General features: G+C 68.6%; 14 protein-coding genes, 1 tRNA gene and 1 pseudogene. 13 read left to right on the top strand and 3 right to left on the bottom strand.

Annotated features, from left to right (window positions below):
• Positions 1 to 38 precede the first annotated feature (38 nt).
• The 4 genes from B042_RS0100340 (at position 39) to B042_RS0100325 (ending at position 2,883) form a co-directional block, all read left to right on the top strand.
• Entirely contained in the window at positions 39 to 482 is a 444-nt protein-coding gene (locus B042_RS0100340; protein ID WP_028646534.1) for a MaoC family dehydratase N-terminal domain-containing protein, read from the top strand.
• A 44-nt stretch (positions 483 to 526) separates the two neighbouring features.
• Positions 527 to 952 (top strand): MaoC family dehydratase, encoded by a 426-nt coding sequence (locus B042_RS0100335; RefSeq protein WP_028646533.1) that lies wholly within the window; start codon positions 527 to 529, stop codon positions 950 to 952.
• Between the two features lie 11 nt (positions 953 to 963).
• Positions 964 to 2,046: a UDP-N-acetylmuramate dehydrogenase gene (locus tag B042_RS0100330; protein WP_028646532.1), complete on the top strand. Its 1,083-nt coding sequence runs from the start codon at positions 964 to 966 to the stop codon at positions 2,044 to 2,046.
• Between the two features lie 255 nt (positions 2,047 to 2,301).
• Positions 2,302 to 2,883, top strand: a complete 582-nt coding sequence (locus B042_RS0100325) for a TMEM165/GDT1 family protein (RefSeq protein WP_369797654.1) — start codon at positions 2,302 to 2,304, stop codon at positions 2,881 to 2,883.
• On the opposite strand, the gene B042_RS0100320 is transcribed toward B042_RS0100325, so the two are convergent.
• Positions 2,856 to 3,920: an adenosine deaminase gene (locus B042_RS0100320; protein WP_028646530.1), complete on the bottom strand. Its 1,065-nt coding sequence runs from the start codon at positions 3,918 to 3,920 to the stop codon at positions 2,856 to 2,858. The two genes, B042_RS0100325 and B042_RS0100320, sit on opposite strands and share 28 nt — an antisense overlap.
• Before the next feature lie 160 nt (positions 3,921 to 4,080).
• Positions 4,081 to 5,289, bottom strand: coding sequence for a pyridoxal phosphate-dependent aminotransferase (locus B042_RS0100315; protein WP_028646529.1), 1,209 nt, complete (start codon positions 5,287 to 5,289; stop codon positions 4,081 to 4,083).
• A gap of 216 nt (positions 5,290 to 5,505) precedes the next feature.
• On the opposite strand from B042_RS0100315, the gene B042_RS0100310 reads away from it, so the two are divergent.
• The 5 genes and pseudogenes from B042_RS0100310 to rplA all read left to right on the top strand — a co-directional run bounded on the left by B042_RS0100310 (position 5,506) and on the right by rplA (position 8,528).
• A tRNA-Trp gene (locus B042_RS0100310) sits at positions 5,506 to 5,578 on the top strand.
• An 86-nt stretch (positions 5,579 to 5,664) separates the two neighbouring features.
• A pseudogene (gene secE / locus B042_RS21510) lies at positions 5,665 to 5,898 on the top strand (preprotein translocase subunit SecE); the annotation flags it as partial.
• A 380-nt stretch (positions 5,899 to 6,278) separates the two neighbouring features.
• The gene (nusG, locus tag B042_RS0100300) at positions 6,279 to 7,076 is read left to right on the top strand and encodes a transcription termination/antitermination protein NusG (RefSeq protein WP_028646528.1); all 798 of its coding nucleotides are present in this window, start codon (positions 6,279 to 6,281) and stop codon (positions 7,074 to 7,076) included.
• A gap of 236 nt (positions 7,077 to 7,312) precedes the next feature.
• Positions 7,313 to 7,741, top strand: a complete 429-nt coding sequence (gene rplK, locus B042_RS0100295) for a 50S ribosomal protein L11 (RefSeq protein WP_028646527.1) — start codon at positions 7,313 to 7,315, stop codon at positions 7,739 to 7,741.
• 109 nt (positions 7,742 to 7,850) lie between these two features.
• Complete coding sequence (gene rplA, locus B042_RS0100290) at positions 7,851 to 8,528, top strand: 50S ribosomal protein L1 (protein WP_028646526.1); 678 nt, start codon at positions 7,851 to 7,853, stop codon at positions 8,526 to 8,528.
• An 83-nt stretch (positions 8,529 to 8,611) separates the two neighbouring features.
• Here rplA and B042_RS25480 read toward each other — a convergent pair whose 3' ends face one another.
• On the bottom strand, positions 8,612 to 8,779 hold the full coding sequence (locus B042_RS25480; protein WP_155988806.1) for a hypothetical protein: 168 nt from the start codon (positions 8,777 to 8,779) through the stop codon (positions 8,612 to 8,614).
• A 1,021-nt stretch (positions 8,780 to 9,800) separates the two neighbouring features.
• Here B042_RS25480 and rplJ point away from each other — a divergent pair.
• The 4 genes from rplJ (at position 9,801) to B042_RS0100260 (ending at position 18,812) form a co-directional block, all read left to right on the top strand.
• Complete coding sequence (rplJ, locus tag B042_RS0100275; RefSeq protein WP_028646524.1) at positions 9,801 to 10,328, top strand: 50S ribosomal protein L10; 528 nt, start codon at positions 9,801 to 9,803, stop codon at positions 10,326 to 10,328.
• A 96-nt stretch (positions 10,329 to 10,424) separates the two neighbouring features.
• Entirely contained in the window at positions 10,425 to 10,814 is a 390-nt protein-coding gene (rplL, locus tag B042_RS0100270; protein WP_028646523.1) for a 50S ribosomal protein L7/L12, read from the top strand.
• A gap of 617 nt (positions 10,815 to 11,431) precedes the next feature.
• Positions 11,432 to 14,899, top strand: coding sequence for a DNA-directed RNA polymerase subunit beta (gene rpoB, locus B042_RS0100265; RefSeq protein ID WP_028646522.1), 3,468 nt, complete (start codon positions 11,432 to 11,434; stop codon positions 14,897 to 14,899).
• Between the two features lie 34 nt (positions 14,900 to 14,933).
• Positions 14,934 to 18,812 carry a DNA-directed RNA polymerase subunit beta' gene (locus tag B042_RS0100260; protein ID WP_028646521.1) on the top strand — a complete coding sequence of 1,293 codons (3,879 nt, stop codon included), beginning with the start codon at positions 14,934 to 14,936 and terminating at the stop codon, positions 18,810 to 18,812.
• The last annotated feature ends 13 nt before the right edge of the window (positions 18,813 to 18,825 follow it).

The following is an 18,825-nucleotide window of genomic DNA, read 5'->3' as shown; positions in this document are numbered from 1 at the left end:
GGGGCCTTCCCCGGCGGGAGAAGCAGGAGAGGGAGAACGTGGCGATCAACGCCGACTACCTCGGCCGGGAGTACCCGGCGCCCGAGCCCTACGAGGTGACCCGGGGCAAGATCCGCGAGTTCGCCGAGGCGATCAACGACCCCAACCCGGTCTACGTCGACCGGGAGGCGGCGAAGGCGGCCGGGTACCCCGACGTCATCGCGCCGCCGACCTTCCCGGTGATCCTCGGGATGGCGGGGTCCGCGCAGGCCGTGGCCGACCCCGAGCTGGGGGTGGACTTCTCCCGGGTCGTGCACGGTGACCAGGGCTTCCGCTACAGCCGTCCCCTGCACGCGGGCGACGTGCTGACTGCGATCACACGGATCACCGACGTCAAGGCGCTCGGCGGGAACGAGATGATCACCCTGGAGACCGTGGCCGAGGACGCCGGTGGTGAGCACGTCGTCACGGCGGGCATGATGCTCGTCGTCCGCGGCCAGTGACCGCGGCCTCCCCTCCCGAACAGCCGAATGTGAGGAACACGACTGTGAGCAGGCTGCGCCACGCCGACGTCGAGGTCGGCACCGAACTCCCCGAGCGGACCTTCCCCGTCGAGCGGGCGGACCTGGTGCGCTACGCCGGGGCCTCGGGCGACTTCAACCCCATCCACTGGAACGAGCGCTTCGCCAAGTCCGTCGGCCTGCCCGACGTGATCGCGCACGGCATGTTCACCATGGCCGAGGCGGGCCGTGTGCTCACCGACTGGGCCGGAGACCCCGGGGCCGTTGTCGACTACTCCGTGCGCTTCTCCGCGCCCGTGGTGGTCCCCGACGACGACAGCGGTGCCGAGATCACCGTCGGCGGCAAGGTCAGGGCCAAGAACGACGACGGCACAGTCACGGTGCTCCTGACCGCGCGCTCGGGCGGGGCCAAGGTCCTGGCCAAGTCCACCGCGCTCGTCCGTCTGGCCTGAGGGGGAGAACAGTGTCCACGCTTGCCGGAGCCGTGCTCTCCGACTACACCACGCTTGGTCTGGGCGGCCCCGCCGGGACTTTCGTGGCCGCCGGTACCACCGAGGCGCTGGTGCGCGCGGTGTCCGAGGCGGACCGCGCCGGTACGCCGGTCCTCGTCCTGGGCGGCGGCAGCAACCTGGTGGTCGCCGACGCCGGCTTCGCGGGGACCGTGGTGCACGTCGACTCCCAGGGGGTGTCCCTCACAGGGGAGGGACGCGACCCGGAGACGGGGGAGGAGACGGTCCTGCTGCGGGCCGACGCCGGAGTGGGGTGGGACCCGCTGGTCGAGCGCACCGTCGGGGAGGGGCTCAGCGGTATCGAGTTCCTGTCGGGGATCCCCGGGCGGGTCGGCTCCACCCCGATCCAGAACGTGGGGGCCTACGGCCAGGATGTCTCCGAGACCGTGCGCGAGGTGCTGGTCCACGACCGCGTGAGCGGGGAGCGGCGGGCCATGACCAACGCCGAGTGCGGGTTCACCTACCGCGACAGTGCGTTCAAGGGCTCGGACCGCTACGTGGTGTGCGAGGTCCTCTTCGTGCTGCGCCGGTCCCGGCTCAGCCGCCCGATCCGCTACGCGGAGGTGGCCCGCGCCCTGGGTACGGAGGCGGGGGCCCGCGTGCCTCTGGAACAGGCGCGTGAGACCGTCCTGAAACTGCGCGCGGGCAAGGGCATGGTCCTGGACCCCGAGGACCCCGACACGCGCAGCGCGGGGTCGTTCTTCACCAACCCGGTGGTGTCGGAGGAGGGGTTCGCGGCGGTGCGCGAGCGGGTCGCCGAGCGCCTCGGTGCGGACGTGGAGCCTCCGGGCCATCCGGACGGCCACGGCAATGTGAAGCTCTCCGCGGCCTGGCTGATCGACAGGGCGGGCTTCGGCAAGGGCTACGGCTCCGGGCCCGCCAGGATCTCCGGCAAACACACCCTGGCGCTCACCAACCCCGGCGGTGCCACCACGGAGGACCTGTTGGACCTGGCCCGTGAGGTTCGGGCGGGGGTCGAGGCGGCGTTCGGCGTGCGTCTGGTCAACGAACCCGTCATGGTGGGCGTTTCCCTGTGAGGGTTTCCCCGGGGAGTTCCCGCCCGGAATAGGGCGTCGTCCCGGGTGCGGGACCGCGGTGGTCCCGCACCCGTTCTCCGGCGTGGCGGCGCGAACAGCGTGGTCAGCCGCACCGAATTCTCGTGTTCTGTGCGACCAACTTCTTTTTCAGTCACTCCTTGAAAATGAATTCATTCCGGCAATGAATTGCCGTTCTCTTTCTTTCTGTTCTATGGTCGAAAAAAGAACGGAAAGGGAGACGGCGTGACGGCGTTCATGGCGGGAATCGTGGCGAGCACCGTTGCCGTCCTCGTCGCCGAGATGGGCGACAAGACCCAGCTCGTGGCGATGTCCCTGGCCACCCGGTACCGGGTGGGCACGGTCCTGCTCGGGATCACCCTGGCCACGGCGCTCGTCCACGTCGCCAGCGTCATGATCGCCGAGGTCCTCGGCGCGAGCCTGCCCACCGACTGGCTGACCCTCGCCGCGGGCCTGGCCTTCCTCTTCTTCGGCCTCTGGACCCTGCGCGGTGACGAGATGACCGAGCGGGACGAGGAGCGCGCCGCCTCCCGGCGCATCCGTTCCGCTCTGCTCACCGTCGTCGTGGTGTTCCTGGTCGCCGAATTCGGTGACAAGACCATGCTCACCACCATCACCGTCGGCACCCGGTACGACTGGCTGCCGGTGTGGATCGGCTCCACGGTCGGCATGGTCGCGGCCGACGCCGCGGCCATCGCGCTCGGCGCCGTCCTGGGCAAGAAGCTCCCCGAACGCGCCATCCGGCTCGGTGCGGCGGTCCTGTTCTTCGCCGCGGGCGCCGCCATGCTCCTTCAGGGTCTCTGGCTGCTCCTGTCCTGACCCCCGGGGGGAGCCGCCAACCAGGCGTCGATCCCGGCCAGGAGTTCCTTGCGCACCGCCTCCGGCGCGGCCGAACCCCGCACGGACATCCGGGCCAGTTCGGCCAGTTCGGCGTCGGTGAAACCGAACACCTCGCGCGCGATCGCGTACTGCTCCACCAGGCGCGGTCCGAAGAGCAGCGGGTCGTCCGTTCCCAGAGCGATGGGGACCCCCGCGTCGAAGAGCCGGCGCAGCGGCATGTGCTCCAGCCGCTCGAACACCCCCAGTCCGATGTTGGAGGTGGGACAGATCTCCAGGGTGACGCCCTGCGTGGCGATGCGCTCCACCAGATAGGGGTCCTCTACGGCACGGACGCCGTGCCCGACACGGTCGGCCCCCAGTTCGTCCAGGCACTCCCGGATGCTGCGCGGCCCCTGGAGCTCGCCGCCGTGGGGTGCTAACAGCAGCCCCGCGCGCCGGGCGATGCGGAACGCCCCCTCGAACTCCCGGGCACGCCCCTTGCGCTCGTCGTTGTTCAGGCCGAAGGAGACCACGCCCCGGCCCGCGTACTGCCGGGCCAGACGGGCCAGCACCTTGGCCTCCAGAGGGTGCTTCGTGCGGTTGGCCGCCACCATCAGGCCCACCGGCACCCCGGTCGCGTGCTCGGCCGCTCGGGCGGCCTCCAGCACCAGTTCCAGGGTGGGGGTCAGGCCGCCGAAACGGGAGGCGTAGCCGCTGGGGTCCACCTGGATCTCCAGCCAGCCCGAACCCGCGTCGCGCTCGTCCTCGGCCGTCTCGCGCAGCAGCCGGTACACGTCCTCGGGACGGCGCAGGGCGGAGCGGGCGATGTCGTAGAGGCGCTGGAAGCGGAACCAGCCGCGCTCGTCGGTGCCGCGCAGGCGGGGCGGCCACTCGTCGACCAGTGCCTGGGGCAGGCGGACCCCGTTCTCGTCCGCGAGTTCCACGAGGGTCGAGTGGCGCATCGACCCGGTGAAGTGCAGGTGCAGGTGTGCTTTGGGCAGCCGGTCCAACCGGCGGGTGCTGGTCGGTCTCTCCATGAACCAACTCTGCCGTATCCGCGCCACCGGCGGTACCGGGTTGAGCGGACTCGCGCGGAAACGGCGGCCGGACGCGGGTGTGCCCTCCGGCGCCGGCCGGAGGGCACACCCGCCTGCTCCCTCACCACGATCCGCTGCGAAGCGCAGCGCGGGTTCGAAGCTAGCGGGCCTCGGCCAGCAGCTTCTGGACGCGGCTCACACCCTCGGCGAGGTCCTCGTCGCTGAGCGCGTAGGACAGCCGGAGGTAGCCGGGGGTGCCGAAGGCCTCGCCCGGGACCACGGCGACCTCGGCCTCCTCCAGGATGAGCTCGGCCAGCTCGGCGGAGGTGGCGGGCGTCCTGCCGCGGATCTCCTTGCCGAGGACGCCCTTCACGGACGGGTAGGCGTAGAAGGCGCCCTGCGGTTCGGGGCAGACCACGCCGTCGATCTCGTTGAGCATGCGCACGATGGTCCGGCGGCGGCGGTCGAAGGACTCGCGCATCGTCGCCACGGCGTCCAGGCTGCCGGAGACCGCTGCCAGGGCGGCGGCCTGCGAGACGTTGGCCACGTTGGAGGTGGCGTGCGACTGGAGGTTGCCCGCCGCCTTGACGACGTCCTTCGGGCCGATGATCCACCCCACGCGCCAGCCGGTCATCGCGTAGGTCTTGGCGACGCCGTTGACGACCACGGTGCGGTCGGCCAGCTCGGGGACCTCGACGGGCATCGAGGAGAACTCGGTGTCGCCGTAGACCAGGTGCTCGTAGATCTCGTCGGTCAGCACCCACAGGTCGTGCTCCAGGGCCCACTGGCCGATGGCGCGGACCTGCTCGCGCGGGTAGACCGCACCGGTCGGGTTGGAGGGGGAGACGAACACCAGGACCTTGGTGCGCTCGGTGCGTGCCGCCTCCAGTTGTTCGACCCCGGCCATGTAGCCGGTGCTCTCGTCGGTGGTGACGAAGACGGGGACGCCGCCCGCGAGCTTGATCGACTCGGGGTAGGTGGTCCAGTAGGGGGCCACCACGATGACCTCGTCCCCCGGGTCGAGCAGGGCGGCGAAGGCCTCGTAGATGGCCTGCTTGCCGCCGTTGGTCACCAGGACCTGGGCGGGCTCGACCTGGTAGCCGGAGTCCCGGGCGGTCTTCTCGGCGATCGCCTTCTTCAGTTCGGGGAGCCCGCCGGCGGGGGTGTAGCGGTGGAAGCGCGGTTCGCGCGCGGCCTCGACAGCGGCCTCGACGATGTAGTCGGGGGTCGGGAAGTCGGGCTCTCCCGCGCCGAAGCCGATGACGGGACGTCCCTCCGCCTTCATGGCCTTGGCCTTCGCGTCGACGGCGAGGGTGGCGGACTCGGAGATGGCGCTGATACGTGCAGAGACTCGGGGTCGCTCAGTCATGGGCCCTATGGTGTCACGTGCACGCCCCCGGTGGTGGCGGGAGGGTAGCAGGCCGCAGTGGTGCGCTGCGGCCGTGCGCTGGGGGGAGGGGCGGGTTTGTCCGCGGCGGGCCGTGCGCATACACTCGTTCGCGTCGAGCCGGTTCACGGCATCGCGGGCCGTGATGGTGTGCGTAGCCGCGGTCGACCGGCTATGGTGGAAACGCAGTTTCCGTCGAGGGCAGTGGCTCAATTGGCAGAGCACCGGTCTCCAAAACCGGCGGTTGGGGGTTCGAGTCCCTCCTGCCCTGCAAGCGCACGGTGTGCCGACCCGGGTCGGCACACCGTGCGGGAGTTTACGGGGATGTTCCATGGCCCGCGACCCTAAGGACCCCAGGTGACCCAGACTGACGCCGACGCCAAGTCGGGCAAGGAGCCCCAGCGTCGCAACAACCCTTGGAACTTCACCAAGCAGGTCGCCGAGGAGCTGCGCAAGGTTCGCTGGCCCACGCGGCGCGAGCTGATCACCTACACCATCGTCGTGCTGGTGTTCGTGGTCCTGGTCCTGAGCTACGTCTCCCTCGCCGACTTCGTCTTCGCCGAGCTCATCACCTGGCTCTACTCCGGGTTCAGCCCCGAGGGCGAGTTCCGGGGGCTGGGTCTGTGGACCAGCATCGCCACCGGTGTCATGGCCGTTCTCATCGGTGCGGGCGCCTTCATGCGGAGCCGCGGCGACTAGACGGTGTTTTCTTTGAACCTCCGCTTCGGTTCGTGCTCGGACGCCCGGGGAAAGGGAACCTTCGGCACACCCCCTGAGGTAAGCACCACGTCCAAGGACAGGCCTTAAACCATGGCGGGGGCACGGCGCGGGCGCCGTGCCGTCCCGGTGTCTGCTGCCTGGTCCCATCCCGAACCGACAGACCTTAAGCTGGCAGGACCGGGTTCGACGTCGGCCGCTGACCGGTGCGCGTCGGCCCGTCCGCAGCGCATCCGACGAGAGAAAGAGCAGCCGTGTCCGAGTCCCCACTGACCTCTGACGACTTCCCCGAAGAGGAGCCGGGTCATCAGTCGTCGGCGGAAGAGACCGGCCCCGAGGACGAGCGGTCGGCGGACACGGTCGACCGGGCCGACACCGAAGCAGACCGGGAGGACGCCGACGAGGCGGAGGCCAACGGCGCAGCCGCCGAGGCGGATGAGCCCAAGCTCGACCCCGTCGAGGAGTTCAGAAGCGAACTCGTCCTGCTGCCGGGCGACTGGTACGTGGTGCACACCTACGCGGGCTACGAGAAGCGCGTGAAGGCCAACGTGGAGAGCCGCACCCAGTCCCTCAACATGGAGGACTACATCTTCCAGGTCGAGGTGCCCGAACACGAGGTCACCGAGGTCAAGAGCGGCAAACGCCAGCAGGTCGTGGAGAAGGTCCTGCCCGGCTACGTGCTCGTCCGCATGGACCTCACCGACGAGTCGTGGTCGGCGATCCGCAACACCCCCGGGGTGACCGGTTTCGTGGGCCTGTCCAACAAGCCCGCCCCGCTCAGCCTCACCGAGGTCGCCAAGCTCCTGGCGCCCGAGCAGGAGGAGGAGCCGGAGCAGGCGCAGCAGGCCAAGGCCGCCGCGGGCGGCGCGGGCCGCTCCGACGTCGCCTACGAGGTCGGCGAGTCCGTCACCGTCATGGAGGGGCCGTTCGCGACCCTGCCCGCGACGGTCAGCGAGATCAACCCGGAGACGCACAAGCTCAAGGTGCTCGTGTCGATCTTCGGTCGTGAGACCCCGGTCGAGCTCTCGTTCAACCAGGTCGCCAAGATCTGACGCGTTCGGGCCGCGGCCCGATCGGCGTAGACTTGACGGGTCCGCCCCCGGGCGGACCCGTCTCGTGTGCTCCGCCCACGGCGGGGCGCTCCGGCCCGCCCGGTCCCGGTGGGCCCCGCGGTCGCGGCTGCGGCACGCTCCTCCCCGGCGACGGCGCCCGGCGGTCCACGACCGTCCCCGGCTCCACCGGGAGGTGAGGGACCAGCACACATCGCACATCAGGCAAAGGACCCGATATGCCTCCGAAGAAGAAACTGGCCGCACTCGTCAAGGTGCAGCTTCCCGCCGGTCAGGCCACCCCGGCGCCGCCCGTCGGTACCGCCCTCGGTCCGCACGGCGTCAACATCATGGACTTCTGCAAGCAGTACAACGCTGCCACGGAGGCCCAGCGCGGCAACGTCATCCCCGTAGAGATCTCCATCTACGAGGACCGCTCCTTCAGCTTCGTCACCAAGACGCCCCCGGCGCCGAAGCTGATCCTCAAGGCCGCGGGCCTGGACAAGGCCGCCACCGACCCGGGCCGCAGCACCGCCGGTTCGATCACCGCCGAGCAGTGCCGCGAGATCGCGCAGACCAAGCTGCCCGACCTCAACACCGACGACGTCGAGGCCGCCGCCAAGATCGTGGCCGGCACCGCCCGCTCGATGGGCATCGAGGTCAAGTAGCCCTCGCGCCCCGCCGGGTCCCGGACCCGGATGGCGGGACGACGACGAGAACCCACCGTGGCAGGGCCATGCGCTGGCCCGGATACCACACGTTCCTGAGGAGAACAGCGTGAAGCGCAGCAAGAACCACCGCAAAGCCGCCGAGCTGGTGGACCGCGACCGGCTCTACGGGCCCGTCGAGGCCGTGAAGCTGGCCAAGGAGACCACCCGCGTCAAGTTCGACGCCACCGTCGAGGTCGCCCTGCGCCTGGGTGTCGACCCGCGCAAGGCCGACCAGATGGTCCGCGGCACCGTGAACCTGCCCAACGGCACCGGCAAGACCGCTCGGGTCCTGGTCTTCGCGACCGGTGAGCGTGCGGAGCAGGCTCGCGCCGCCGGCGCCGACTACGTCGGCGACGACGACCTCGTCCAGGAGATCCAGAACGGCTTCCTGGACTTCGACGCCGTCGTGGCCACCCCGGACCTCATGGGCAAGGTCGGCCGTCTGGGCCGCGTGCTCGGTCCGCGCGGCCTCATGCCCAACCCCAAGACGGGCACCGTCACCCCGGACGTGGCCAAGGCCGTGACCGACATCAAGGGCGGCAAGATCGAGTTCCGCGTGGACCGCCACGGGAACCTGCACTTCATCATCGGCAAGGTCTCCTTCGACGACGCCAAGCTGGTGGAGAACTACCAGGCCGCGATCGACGAGGTGAACCGCCTCAAGCCGTCCGCCGCCAAGGGCCGCTACATCAAGAAGGCCGTGGTCACCACGACCATGGGCCCGAGCATCCCGCTCGACGCCTAGCCTTCACGCAGACGCGCGGCGGCCCCCGGATCCACAGGGATCCGGGGGCCGCCTTCGTTCACCGTGCCTGTGCGGGCCGACGCCTAGAGGTCGAGGATGTCGCCTTCGGAGGGGACCTCGAAGGAGGTCTCGTCCAGGTTCGAGGAGGCCAGGGAGGTCATGTCCTGGCCGCTGCCGTAGTCGACGCGCATGGGGAAGCCGTCGTCGCTGATCCACACCGACACCTCCCTGACGCCACCGGAACCGTTCATCGAGCCGAAGATCTCCTGCTGTTCCGGGGGCAGGGCCGTGTACTGCTCGGCGGTCAGCGTGCCCTCGACCCGGGGGCCGGGACGCCGCGACCTCCGCGGTCCCCGTTTCCTCGAAGGGGTCGATGCCGGTGAGCGCGGAGTACGGGGAGCCCAGGTCCTCGCGGTCGAAATTCTGGTCCGAGATCTCCACCCGGGTGCCGGACCCGTCCCGGACCCACGGGGTGTCCGCGCCCCGGAGCCCGGTGTGGTCGGAGGGGAACGTCGTACCGTCGGGGAGGGTGGTCACGGTCGTGGTGCCGGGTTCCTCAGGGGGCAGGCCCTCGACGTCCTGCCCTTGGAGTTCGGCCATGCCCCGCACCGTCTCGGCCATGAAAGGCATGTACGTGGACGTCCGGACCGCCCCCGGGTCGTCCATGACCTCCATGGTGATGGAGATCTTGACCGCCTCCGGCCCGGTCAGGACGATGTCGGCCTCGACGGTGCGGTCGGTGAGCTCCGCTGTGCTGGCGGCCCACCCGTCGACGAGGCCGAGGACGCTGGTGGCCCCGGAGCCTTGTGAGGAGCCTTCGGAGGCGGTTGTGCCTTCCGGTTCGCTGCCGCCGTAGGCGGTGAGGGGCGGAGCGAGGGCACCGGCGCTGAGCGCGTCCGGTGTACCGGTCTTCATGTGCGTGCCTTCTTCAGCCGGGGGAGCGGGTTGACCCGTTCGACGGCGGGGGTTCGGGAAGGTTTCGTGGTGCCGGTGGCACGGGCCCCGCAAGTCATCACGAGCACCCCTCCGGGTCCGGTACGATGGGGACTTGCCGAAGACCGCTGGTCGTCACCCCGACGGGTGACCTAAGGACCCACCAGGTGGGCGCCCGCGCAGGTGTCACTCAGAGCTTTCCCGTTCCGGGTGCGCGTTCCCGCGCCCCGCGGACGCGGTCGTGCCCCGTGCGCCTGGCGCTCGGGGCCTTTCTCGTGCTGACGCCCGCTCGCGCGGGTCCTTGGGGACCAACCAGCGTTCACTGTTGGAAGGAGTCCCATGGCGAGGCCGGACAAGGCAGCCGCGGTCGCCGAGCTCACGGAGGAGTTCCGTGAGTCCAACGGCGCCGTGCTGACCGAATACCGGGGACTCAGCGTGGCCGGGCTCAACGAGCTCCGCCGCGCCCTCGGCCAGAGTGCGCGTTTTCGCATCGTCAAGAACACGCTGACCAAGATCGCGGTGGACGAGGCGGGCCTCGACGAGGAGATCAAGAACCTCCTCCAGGGCCCCTCCGCCATCGCCTTCGTCCACGGCGACGTGGTCGAGGCCGCCAAGGGTCTGCGTGACTTCGCGAAGGCGAACGAGCCCCTGGTGATCAAGGGCGCTGTCATCGACGGCAAGTCGATGTCCGCCGAGGACGTCACCAAGCTGGCCGACCTGGAGTCCCGCGAGGTGCTTCTCTCGAAGATGGCCGGTGCGCTCAAGGCCAAGCAGGGCCAGGCCGCCGCCGTCTTCCAGGCGCTTCCGCTCAAGACCGTGCGCCTGGCGCAGGCTCTTGCGGACAAGCGCGAAGAGGAAGCCGCCTAGACACCCCGAACCCCGGTGGGGGCCGTCGGCTCCCGCCACACGCCTCGCACGCGGTGCCCCGGGCACGCGTGTCAGTAGAGAAAGAGAGATCGCACCATGGCGAAGCTCAGCACCGAGGACCTGCTTGCCGCGTTCGAGGAGATGACCCTCCTTGAGCTCTCCGAGTTCGTGAAGCAGTTCGAGGAGAAGTTCGACGTCGAGGCCGCCGCCCCGGCCGCCGTCGTCGCCGCCGGCCCCGGCGGTGGCGGTGCCGCCGCCGAGGCCGAGCCCGAGAAGGACGAGTTCGACGTCATCCTCGAGGGTGCCGGCGACAAGAAGATCCAGGTCATCAAGGAGGTCCGCAGCCTCACCAGCCTGGGCCTCAAGGAGGCCAAGGACCTCGTCGACAACGCTCCCAAGCCGCTCATGGAGGGCGTCAACAAGGAGGCCGCCGAGAAGGCCAAGGAAGCCCTCGAGGGCGCCGGTGCCAAGGTCACCCTCAAGTAGGTCCTGAGCGGGCCCGACGGGTCCGCTGGTCTGCTCGACGCGGCCGTCCCTTTCTCCAGAAAGGGGCGGCCGCGTTCTCGTATGTCCTGCGGTCGGGCCGTGTCTGCCGGGCGACGGCACCGTCGTGTGCGAAGCTGGGGCGGTCGCGGGAGTGCGAAGTGTCCCTTCGGCAGGGTAATCTCCCGTCCTGGGAATCTTGACGCGGTCGGGGCGGAGTGTTTACCCGGCCCGGCGGAGGGAATCCTCTCGGATGTCCGAAGGCTCCGACCCCCTTGGGGCGCAGGGCGGGCAGCGCGGTTCGTCCATGGTCAACCGTGGTCCACGGGCTTGACGGATCGGCCGTCAGGGGTGATCCTTCGGGTGTCGTGAGTGGCGCCCAAGGGACCGCAAGGGACCGTGAGTGGACAGCAGTGTGGTGTTCGGCTACACTGACCTTTTGCGCTGCCCTTTGGTGATCCCTGTGTCGGTGTACGGCTTCCGTCATCTGATTTTCGTCTGGACACGGTAGCCCGCTCCCGCTCGATGCGACCGTCTCAACAGTGTTGCGGCGGTCCTTCCCGTGATGGATCGTCTGGCGTGCGCGCATCAACCGCCACAAGCCTTCGGAAGGACCCCTGTTGGCAGCCTCGCGCAACGCCTCCGCTAACGCCCTTGGTCCGCGCCGCGTTTCCTTCGCCCGTATCCAGGAACCGCTCGAGGTTCCGGACCTGCTCGACCTGCAGACCGTGTCGTTCGACTGGCTGCTAGGAAACGAGAAGTGGAAGAATCGGGTCGACACGGCCCGAAACGCCGGCGACAAGGGCGTTCCGGAGCAGTCCGGTCTCGAAGAGATCTTCGAGGAGATCAGTCCGATCGAGGACTTCTCGGGCACGATGTCCTTGTCGTTCCGGGACCACAGGTTCGAGCCGCCCAAGAACACCGTGGACGAGTGCAAGGAACGGGACGCGACCTACTCCGCTCCGATGTTCGTCACTGCGGAGTTCATCAACAACGACACCGGTGAGATCAAGAGCCAGACGGTGTTCATGGGCGACTTCCCGCTCATGACCGACAAGGGCACCTTCATCATCAACGGCACCGAGCGTGTCGTCGTGTCCCAACTGGTCCGCTCCCCGGGCGTCTACTTCGACCGCTCCGTCGACAAGAGTTCGGACAAGGACCTGTTCGGCTGCAAGGTCATCCCGTCCCGTGGCGCCTGGCTCGAGTTCGAGGTCGACAAGCGCGACTTCGTCGGCGTGCGTATCGACCGCAAGCGCAAGCAGGGCGTCACCGTCCTGCTCAAGGCGCTGGGCTGGACCACCGACCAGATCCTGGAGCGCTTCGGCCAGTACGAGTCCATCCGCAACACGCTGGAGAAGGACCCCACCGCCGGTACGGACGACGCCCTGCTGGACATCTACCGCAAGCTCCGCCCCGGAGAGCCGCCCACGAAGGAGTCGGCCCAGGCGCTGCTGGAGAACCTCTACTTCAACCCCAAGCGCTACGACCTCGCCAAGGTCGGCCGGTACAAGATCAACAAGAAGCTCTCCCTGGACGCCGACTACACCCAGGGCACGCTCACCGAAGAGGACATCGTCTCCACCATCGACTACCTCGTGCGCCTGCACGCCGGCGAGGTCGAGAAGGAGACCGACCTCGGCCCCCGCCGGATCGAGACCGATGACATCGACCACTTCGGCAACCGCCGCCTGCGCACCGTCGGCGAGCTCATCCAGAACCAGGTCCGCCTGGGCCTGGCCCGCATGGAGCGCGTCGTCCGCGAGCGGATGACCACCCAGGACGTCGAGGCGATCACGCCGCAGACCCTGATCAACATCCGTCCGGTCGTCGCCTCCATCAAGGAGTTCTTCGGTACCTCGCAGCTCTCCCAGTTCATGGACCAGACCAACCCGCTGGCGGGTCTGACCCACAAGCGCCGCCTCTCGGCGCTGGGTCCGGGTGGTCTGTCCCGGGAGCGTGCGGGCTTCGAGGTCCGGGACGTCCACGCCTCCCACTACGGCCGCATGTGCCCGATCGAGACCCCTGAGGGCCCCAACATCGGCCTCATCGGCTCGCTGGCCGCCTATGGCCGGGTCAACTCCTTCGGCTTCGTGGAGACCCCCTACCGCCGGGTGCAGGACGGCCGGGTCACCGACCAGGTCGACTACCTCACCGCCGACGAGGAGGACCGGTTCGTCATCGGCCAGGCGAACACCCCGCTGAACGCGGACGGGACCTTCACCGAGTCGCAGGTCCTCGTGCGCCACAAGGGCGAAGAGTTCGAGCAGGTCGGTTCGGAGGTGGTCGACTACCTGGACGTGTCGCCGCGCCAGATGGTGTCGGTCGCCACGGCCATGATCCCGTTCCTGGAGCACGACGACGCCAACCGTGCGCTCATGGGGTCCAACATGCAGCGCCAGGCCGTGCCGCTGCTGCGCGCCGAAGCGCCCTACGTCGGCACCGGCATGGAGTACCGCGCGGCCACCGACGCCGGCGACGTCCTCCTCGCCGAGAAGGCCGGTGTGGTCGAGGACGTCACCGCCGACTACGTCACGGTGATGGCCGACGACGGCACGCGCAAGACCTACCGGCTGCACAAGTTCCAGCGCTCCAACCAGGGGACCTGCTTCAACCAGCGGCCGATCGTCCAGGAGGGCCAGCGGGTCGAGGAGAAGGAGGTCCTCGCCGACGGACCCTCCACTGACCAGGGCGAGATGTCGCTGGGCAAGAACCTGCTCGTGGCCTACATGTCCTGGGAGGGCCACAACTACGAGGACGCGATCATCCTCTCCCAGCGCCTGGTCCAGGACGACGTCCTCTCCTCGGTCCACATCGAGGAGCACGAGGTCGACGCCCGCGACACCAAGCTGGGCCCGGAGGAGATCACCCGGGAGATCCCCAACGTCAGCGAGGAGGTCCTCGCCGACCTCGACGACCGGGGCATCATCAGGATCGGTGCCGAGGTCGTCGACGGCGACATCCTCGTCGGCAAGGTCACCCCCAAGGGCGAGACCGAGCTGACCCCGGAGGAGCGCCTGCTGCGCGCCATCTTCGGTGAGAAGGCCCGCGAGGTCCGCGACACCTCCCTGAAGGTCCCGCACGGTGAGACCGGCAAGGTCATCGGTGTGCGCGTGTTCAGGCGCGAGGACGGCGACGAGCTCGCCCCCGGTGTCAACGAGATGGTCCGTGTCTACGTCGCCCAGAAGCGCAAGATCACCGACGGCGACAAGCTCGCCGGGCGCCACGGCAACAAGGGCGTCATCGCCAAGATCCTGCCCCAGGAGGACATGCCCTTCCTGGAGGACGGCACGCCGATCGACATCATCCTCAACCCGCTGGGCGTCCCCGGCCGTATGAACGTCGGCCAGGTCCTGGAGGTCCACCTGGGGTGGATGGCCAAGAACGGCTGGCTGGTCGAGGGCGCCGAGGAGGCCTGGCAGCGGTCCCTCCGGGAGATCGGGGCGTCCGAGGCGCCGCCGGACTCCCGGGTGGCCACGCCGGTCTTCGACGGTCTGCGCGGTGACGAGCTGGGCGGCCTCATCCAGTCGGTCCGGCCCAACGCCGACGGCAACCGCCTGATCAACGAAGACGGCAAGGCCCGCCTCTTCGACGGCCGTACCGGCGAGCCCTTCGCCGAGCCGATCTCCGTCGGCTACAAGTACATCCTCAAGCTCCACCACCTGGTGGACGACAAGATCCACGCGCGTTCCACCGGCCCGTACTCCATGATCACCCAGCAGCCGCTGGGCGGTAAGGCGCAGTTCGGCGGCCAGCGCTTCGGTGAGATGGAGGTCTGGGCGCTGGAGGCCTACGGCGCCGCCTACGCCCTCCAGGAGCTGCTCACCATCAAGTCCGACGACGTGGTGGGCCGTGTCAAGGTCTACGAGGCCATCGTCAAGGGCGAGAACATCCCCGAACCGGGCATCCCCGAGTCCTTCAAGGTGCTCATCAAGGAGATGCAGTCGCTCTGTCTGAATGTGGAGGTGCTGTCCAGTGACGGTATGTCCATCGAGATGCGCGACAGCGACGAAGACGTTTTCCGCGCTGCGGAAGAACTGGGGATCGACCTGGGTCGGCGCGAGCCGAGCAGTGTCGAAGAGGTCTAACTTCCGCATCCTTCGAGAGCAGGGGACGAATTAAGTGCTCGACGTCAACTTCTTCGACGAGCTGCGCATTGGCCTCGCCACGGCCGACGACATCCGCCAGTGGTCGCACGGCGAGGTCAAGAAGCCCGAAACCATCAACTACCGGACCCTCAAGCCGGAGAAGGACGGACTCTTCTGCGAGAAGATCTTCGGTCCGACCCGGGACTGGGAGTGCTACTGCGGAAAGTACAAGCGCGTCCGCTTCAAGGGCATCATCTGTGAGCGTTGCGGCGTCGAGGTGACCCGCGCCAAGGTGCGCCGTGAGCGGATGGGCCACATCGAGCTGGCCGCCCCGGTCACGCACATCTGGTACTTCAAGGGTGTGCCCTCCCGCCTGGGCTACCTGCTGGACCTGGCGCCGAAGGATCTCGAGAAGATCATCTACTTCGCCGCCTACATGGTCACGTGGGTCGACACCGAGGCCCGTGAGCGCGACCTCCAGTCCCTGGAGGCGCGGATCGCGGTCGAGAAGCAGCACCTGGAGCAGCGCCGCGACTCCACAGTCGAGGAGCGCCACCGCAAGCTGGAGGCCGACCTCGCCGAGCTGGAGGAGCAGGGCGCCAAGAGCGATGCCCGCCGCAAGGTGCGTGAGGGCGCCGAGCGCGAGATGCGCCAGTTGCGCGACCGGGCCCAGCGCGAGATCGACCGCCTCGACGAGGTCTGGAACCGGTTCAAGAACCTCAAGGTCCAGGACCTCGAGGGCGACGAGATGCTCTACCGCGAGATGCGGGACCGCTTCGGCAAGTACTTCCGCGGCGGCATGGGCGCCCAGGCCATCCAGGACCGGCTCTCCAACTTCGAGCTGGACGCGGAGGCGGAGAAGCTTCGGGAGACCATCCGCACCGGCAAGGGCCAGAAGAAGGCCCGCGCCCTCAAGCGGCTCAAGGTCGTCTCGGCGTTCCTCAACACCACCAACAGCCCCATGGGCATGGTGCTGGATTGCATTCCGGTCATCCCGCCGGACCTGCGGCCGATGGTGCAGTTGGACGGAGGCCGCTTCGCCACCTCCGACCTCAACGACCTGTACCGCCGGGTGATCAACCGCAACAACCGGCTCAAGCGGCTGCTCGACCTCGGCGCGCCCGAGATCATCGTCAACAACGAGAAGCGGATGCTCCAGGAGGCCGTCGACGCGCTGTTCGACAACGGCCGCCGGGGCCGCCCGGTCACCGGACCGGGCAACCGTCCGCTCAAGTCGCTGTCCGACATGCTCAAGGGCAAGCAGGGCCGGTTCCGCCAGAACCTGCTCGGCAAGCGCGTCGACTACTCCGGCCGCTCGGTCATCGTCGTCGGTCCGCAGCTCAAGCTGCACCAGTGCGGCCTGCCCAAGCAGATGGCCCTGGAACTGTTCAAGCCGTTCGTGATGAAGCGCCTGGTCGATCTGAACCACGCGCAGAACATCAAGAGTGCCAAGCGCATGGTGGAGCGGTCCCGCCCGGTCGTGTGGGACGTCCTCGAAGAGGTCATCACCGAGCACCCGGTGCTGCTCAACCGTGCGCCCACGCTGCACCGCCTGGGCATCCAGGCCTTCGAACCGCAGCTGGTCGAGGGCAAGGCCATCCAGATCCACCCGCTCGTGTGCACGGCGTTCAACGCCGACTTCGACGGTGACCAGATGGCCGTGCACCTGCCGCTGTCGGCCGAGGCCCAGGCCGAGGCCCGGCTGCTGATGCTGGCCACGAACAACATCCTCAAGCCCTCCGACGGCAAGCCCGTGACCATGCCCACCCAGGACATGATCATCGGCCTGTACTACCTGACCACGGGGAAGGCGGGCGCCGCGGGCGAGGGGCGCGCGTTCCTCTCCCCGGCCGAGGCCATCATGGCCTATGACCTGGGCGATCTGGACCTGCAGGCCAACATCCGCCTGCGGATCTCCGACGGAGCCCCGACGCCCAAGGACTGGGAGGCCCCGGAGGGCTGGGAGCCGGGCCAGGACTACCTCCTGGAGACGACCCTGGGCCGGTACCTCTTCAACGAGACCACCCCGGTCGACTATCCCTACATCAACTACCAGATGGGCAAGAAGCAGATCTCGGCCCTGGTCAACGACCTGGCCGAGAACTACCCCAAGGTCCAGGTCGCCACGACCCTGGACGCCCTGAAGGACGCCGGATACCGCTGGGCCACCCGGTCCGGCCTGACCATCGGTATCGAGGACGTCGTCGCGCCTCCGCGCAAGGCCGAGATCCTCGAAGGGTACGAGCGCAAGGCGGACAAGATCCAGCGTGAGTACGACCGCGGCCTCATCACCGACGACGAGCGTCGCCAGGAGCTCACCGAGGTGTGGACACAGGCCACCGCCGAGGTCGCCAAGGACATGGAGGACAACTTCCCCGCCGACAACCCGGTGTGGATGATGGTCCAGTCCGGTGCCCGAGGCAACCCGATGCAGGTGCGCCAGATCGCCGGTATCCGCGGCCTGGTCTCCAACACCAAGGGTGAGACGATCCCGCGCCCGATCAAGTCCTCCTACCGAGAGGGCCTGTCCGTCCTGGAGTACTTCATCTCCACGCACGGACAGCGCAAGGGCCTGGCCGACACCGCGCTGCGTACCGCCGACTCGGGTTACCTGACCCGTCGTCTGGTGGACGTCGCGCAGGACGTCATCGTTCGCGAGCTGGACTGCGGCACGGACCGCTCCCTCTGGCACGAGATCGGTGAGAAGGGCGAGTCCGGCGCCGTGGTGCGCAAGCACAACGTCGAGAACACCGGGTTCGGGCGCACGCTCGCCGAGGACGTCGTGGACGCCGAGGGCAAGACCGTGCTGCCCGCGCTGTCCGACACCTCCGAGCAGAACATCGACAAGCTCATCGCCGCGGGCATCACCCGCGTGCGCATCCGCTCGTCGCTGACCTGTGAGGCCAAGATCGGCGTCTGCACCACCTGCTACGGCCGTTCCATGGCGACCGGCAAGCCGGTGGACGTCGGTGAGGCGATCGGTATCATCGCGGCCCAGTCCATCGGTGAGCCCGGCACCCAGCTCACCATGCGGACCTTCCACATGGGCGGTTCGGCCGGCCAGGACATCACCCATGGTCTGCCGCGTGTGCAGGAGCTCTTCGAGGCCCGTATCCCCAAGGGTGTGGCCCCGATCTCCGAGCTCGAAGGCCGGATCCGGATCGACGACACGGAGAAGAGCCGTAAGATCGTCGTCATCCCGGACGACGGCTCGGACGAGATCGCCTACCCGGTGCCGATGCGTGCCCAGCTCCTGGTGAGCGACGACGACCACGTCGCCGTCGGCCAGAAGCTGATCCAGGGCGCGATCGACCCGCACGAGGTCCTCCGCATCCAGGGCCCGCGCATGGTGCAGCAGCACCTCGTGTCGGAGGTCCAGGAGGTGTACAAGTCGCAGGGTGTGTCCATCCACGACAAGCACATCGAGATCATCGTCCGACAGATGCTCAAGCGGGTGAACATCCTGGAGTCGGGTGACACCGAGCTGCTGCCGGGTGAGATGGTGGAACGGCCCAAGTTCGAGTCGATCAACCGCCGCGTGGTGTCCGAGGGCGGACAGCCCGCCGCGGGGCGCCCGGTCCTGCTGGGGATCACCAAGGCCTCGCTGGCCACCGAGTCCTGGCTGTCGGCGGCCTCCTTCCAGGAGACCACCCGGGTGCTGACCGAGAACGCGATCCACGGCAAGAGCGATCCTCTGCTCGGCCTCAAGGAGAACGTCATCATCGGTAAGCTCATCCCTGCCGGTACCGGTATTCCGCAGTACCGCAACGTCAGGGTGGAGCCGACCGAGGAGGCCAAGGCCTCGATGTACTCGGTGTCCGGTTACGAGGAGCCCAGCGAGTACACCTTCGGGCAGGGATCCGGTGAGGCCGTCCCGCTGGAGGAGTACGACTTCGGGCCGTACAACCGGTAACGGCGGTGTCCGC

This window comes from Nocardiopsis sp. CNT312 (genome assembly GCF_000515115.1).
Taxonomy (GTDB): domain Bacteria; phylum Actinomycetota; class Actinomycetes; order Streptosporangiales; family Streptosporangiaceae; genus Nocardiopsis.
This window is presented reverse-complemented; position numbering and strand designations above follow the sequence as displayed.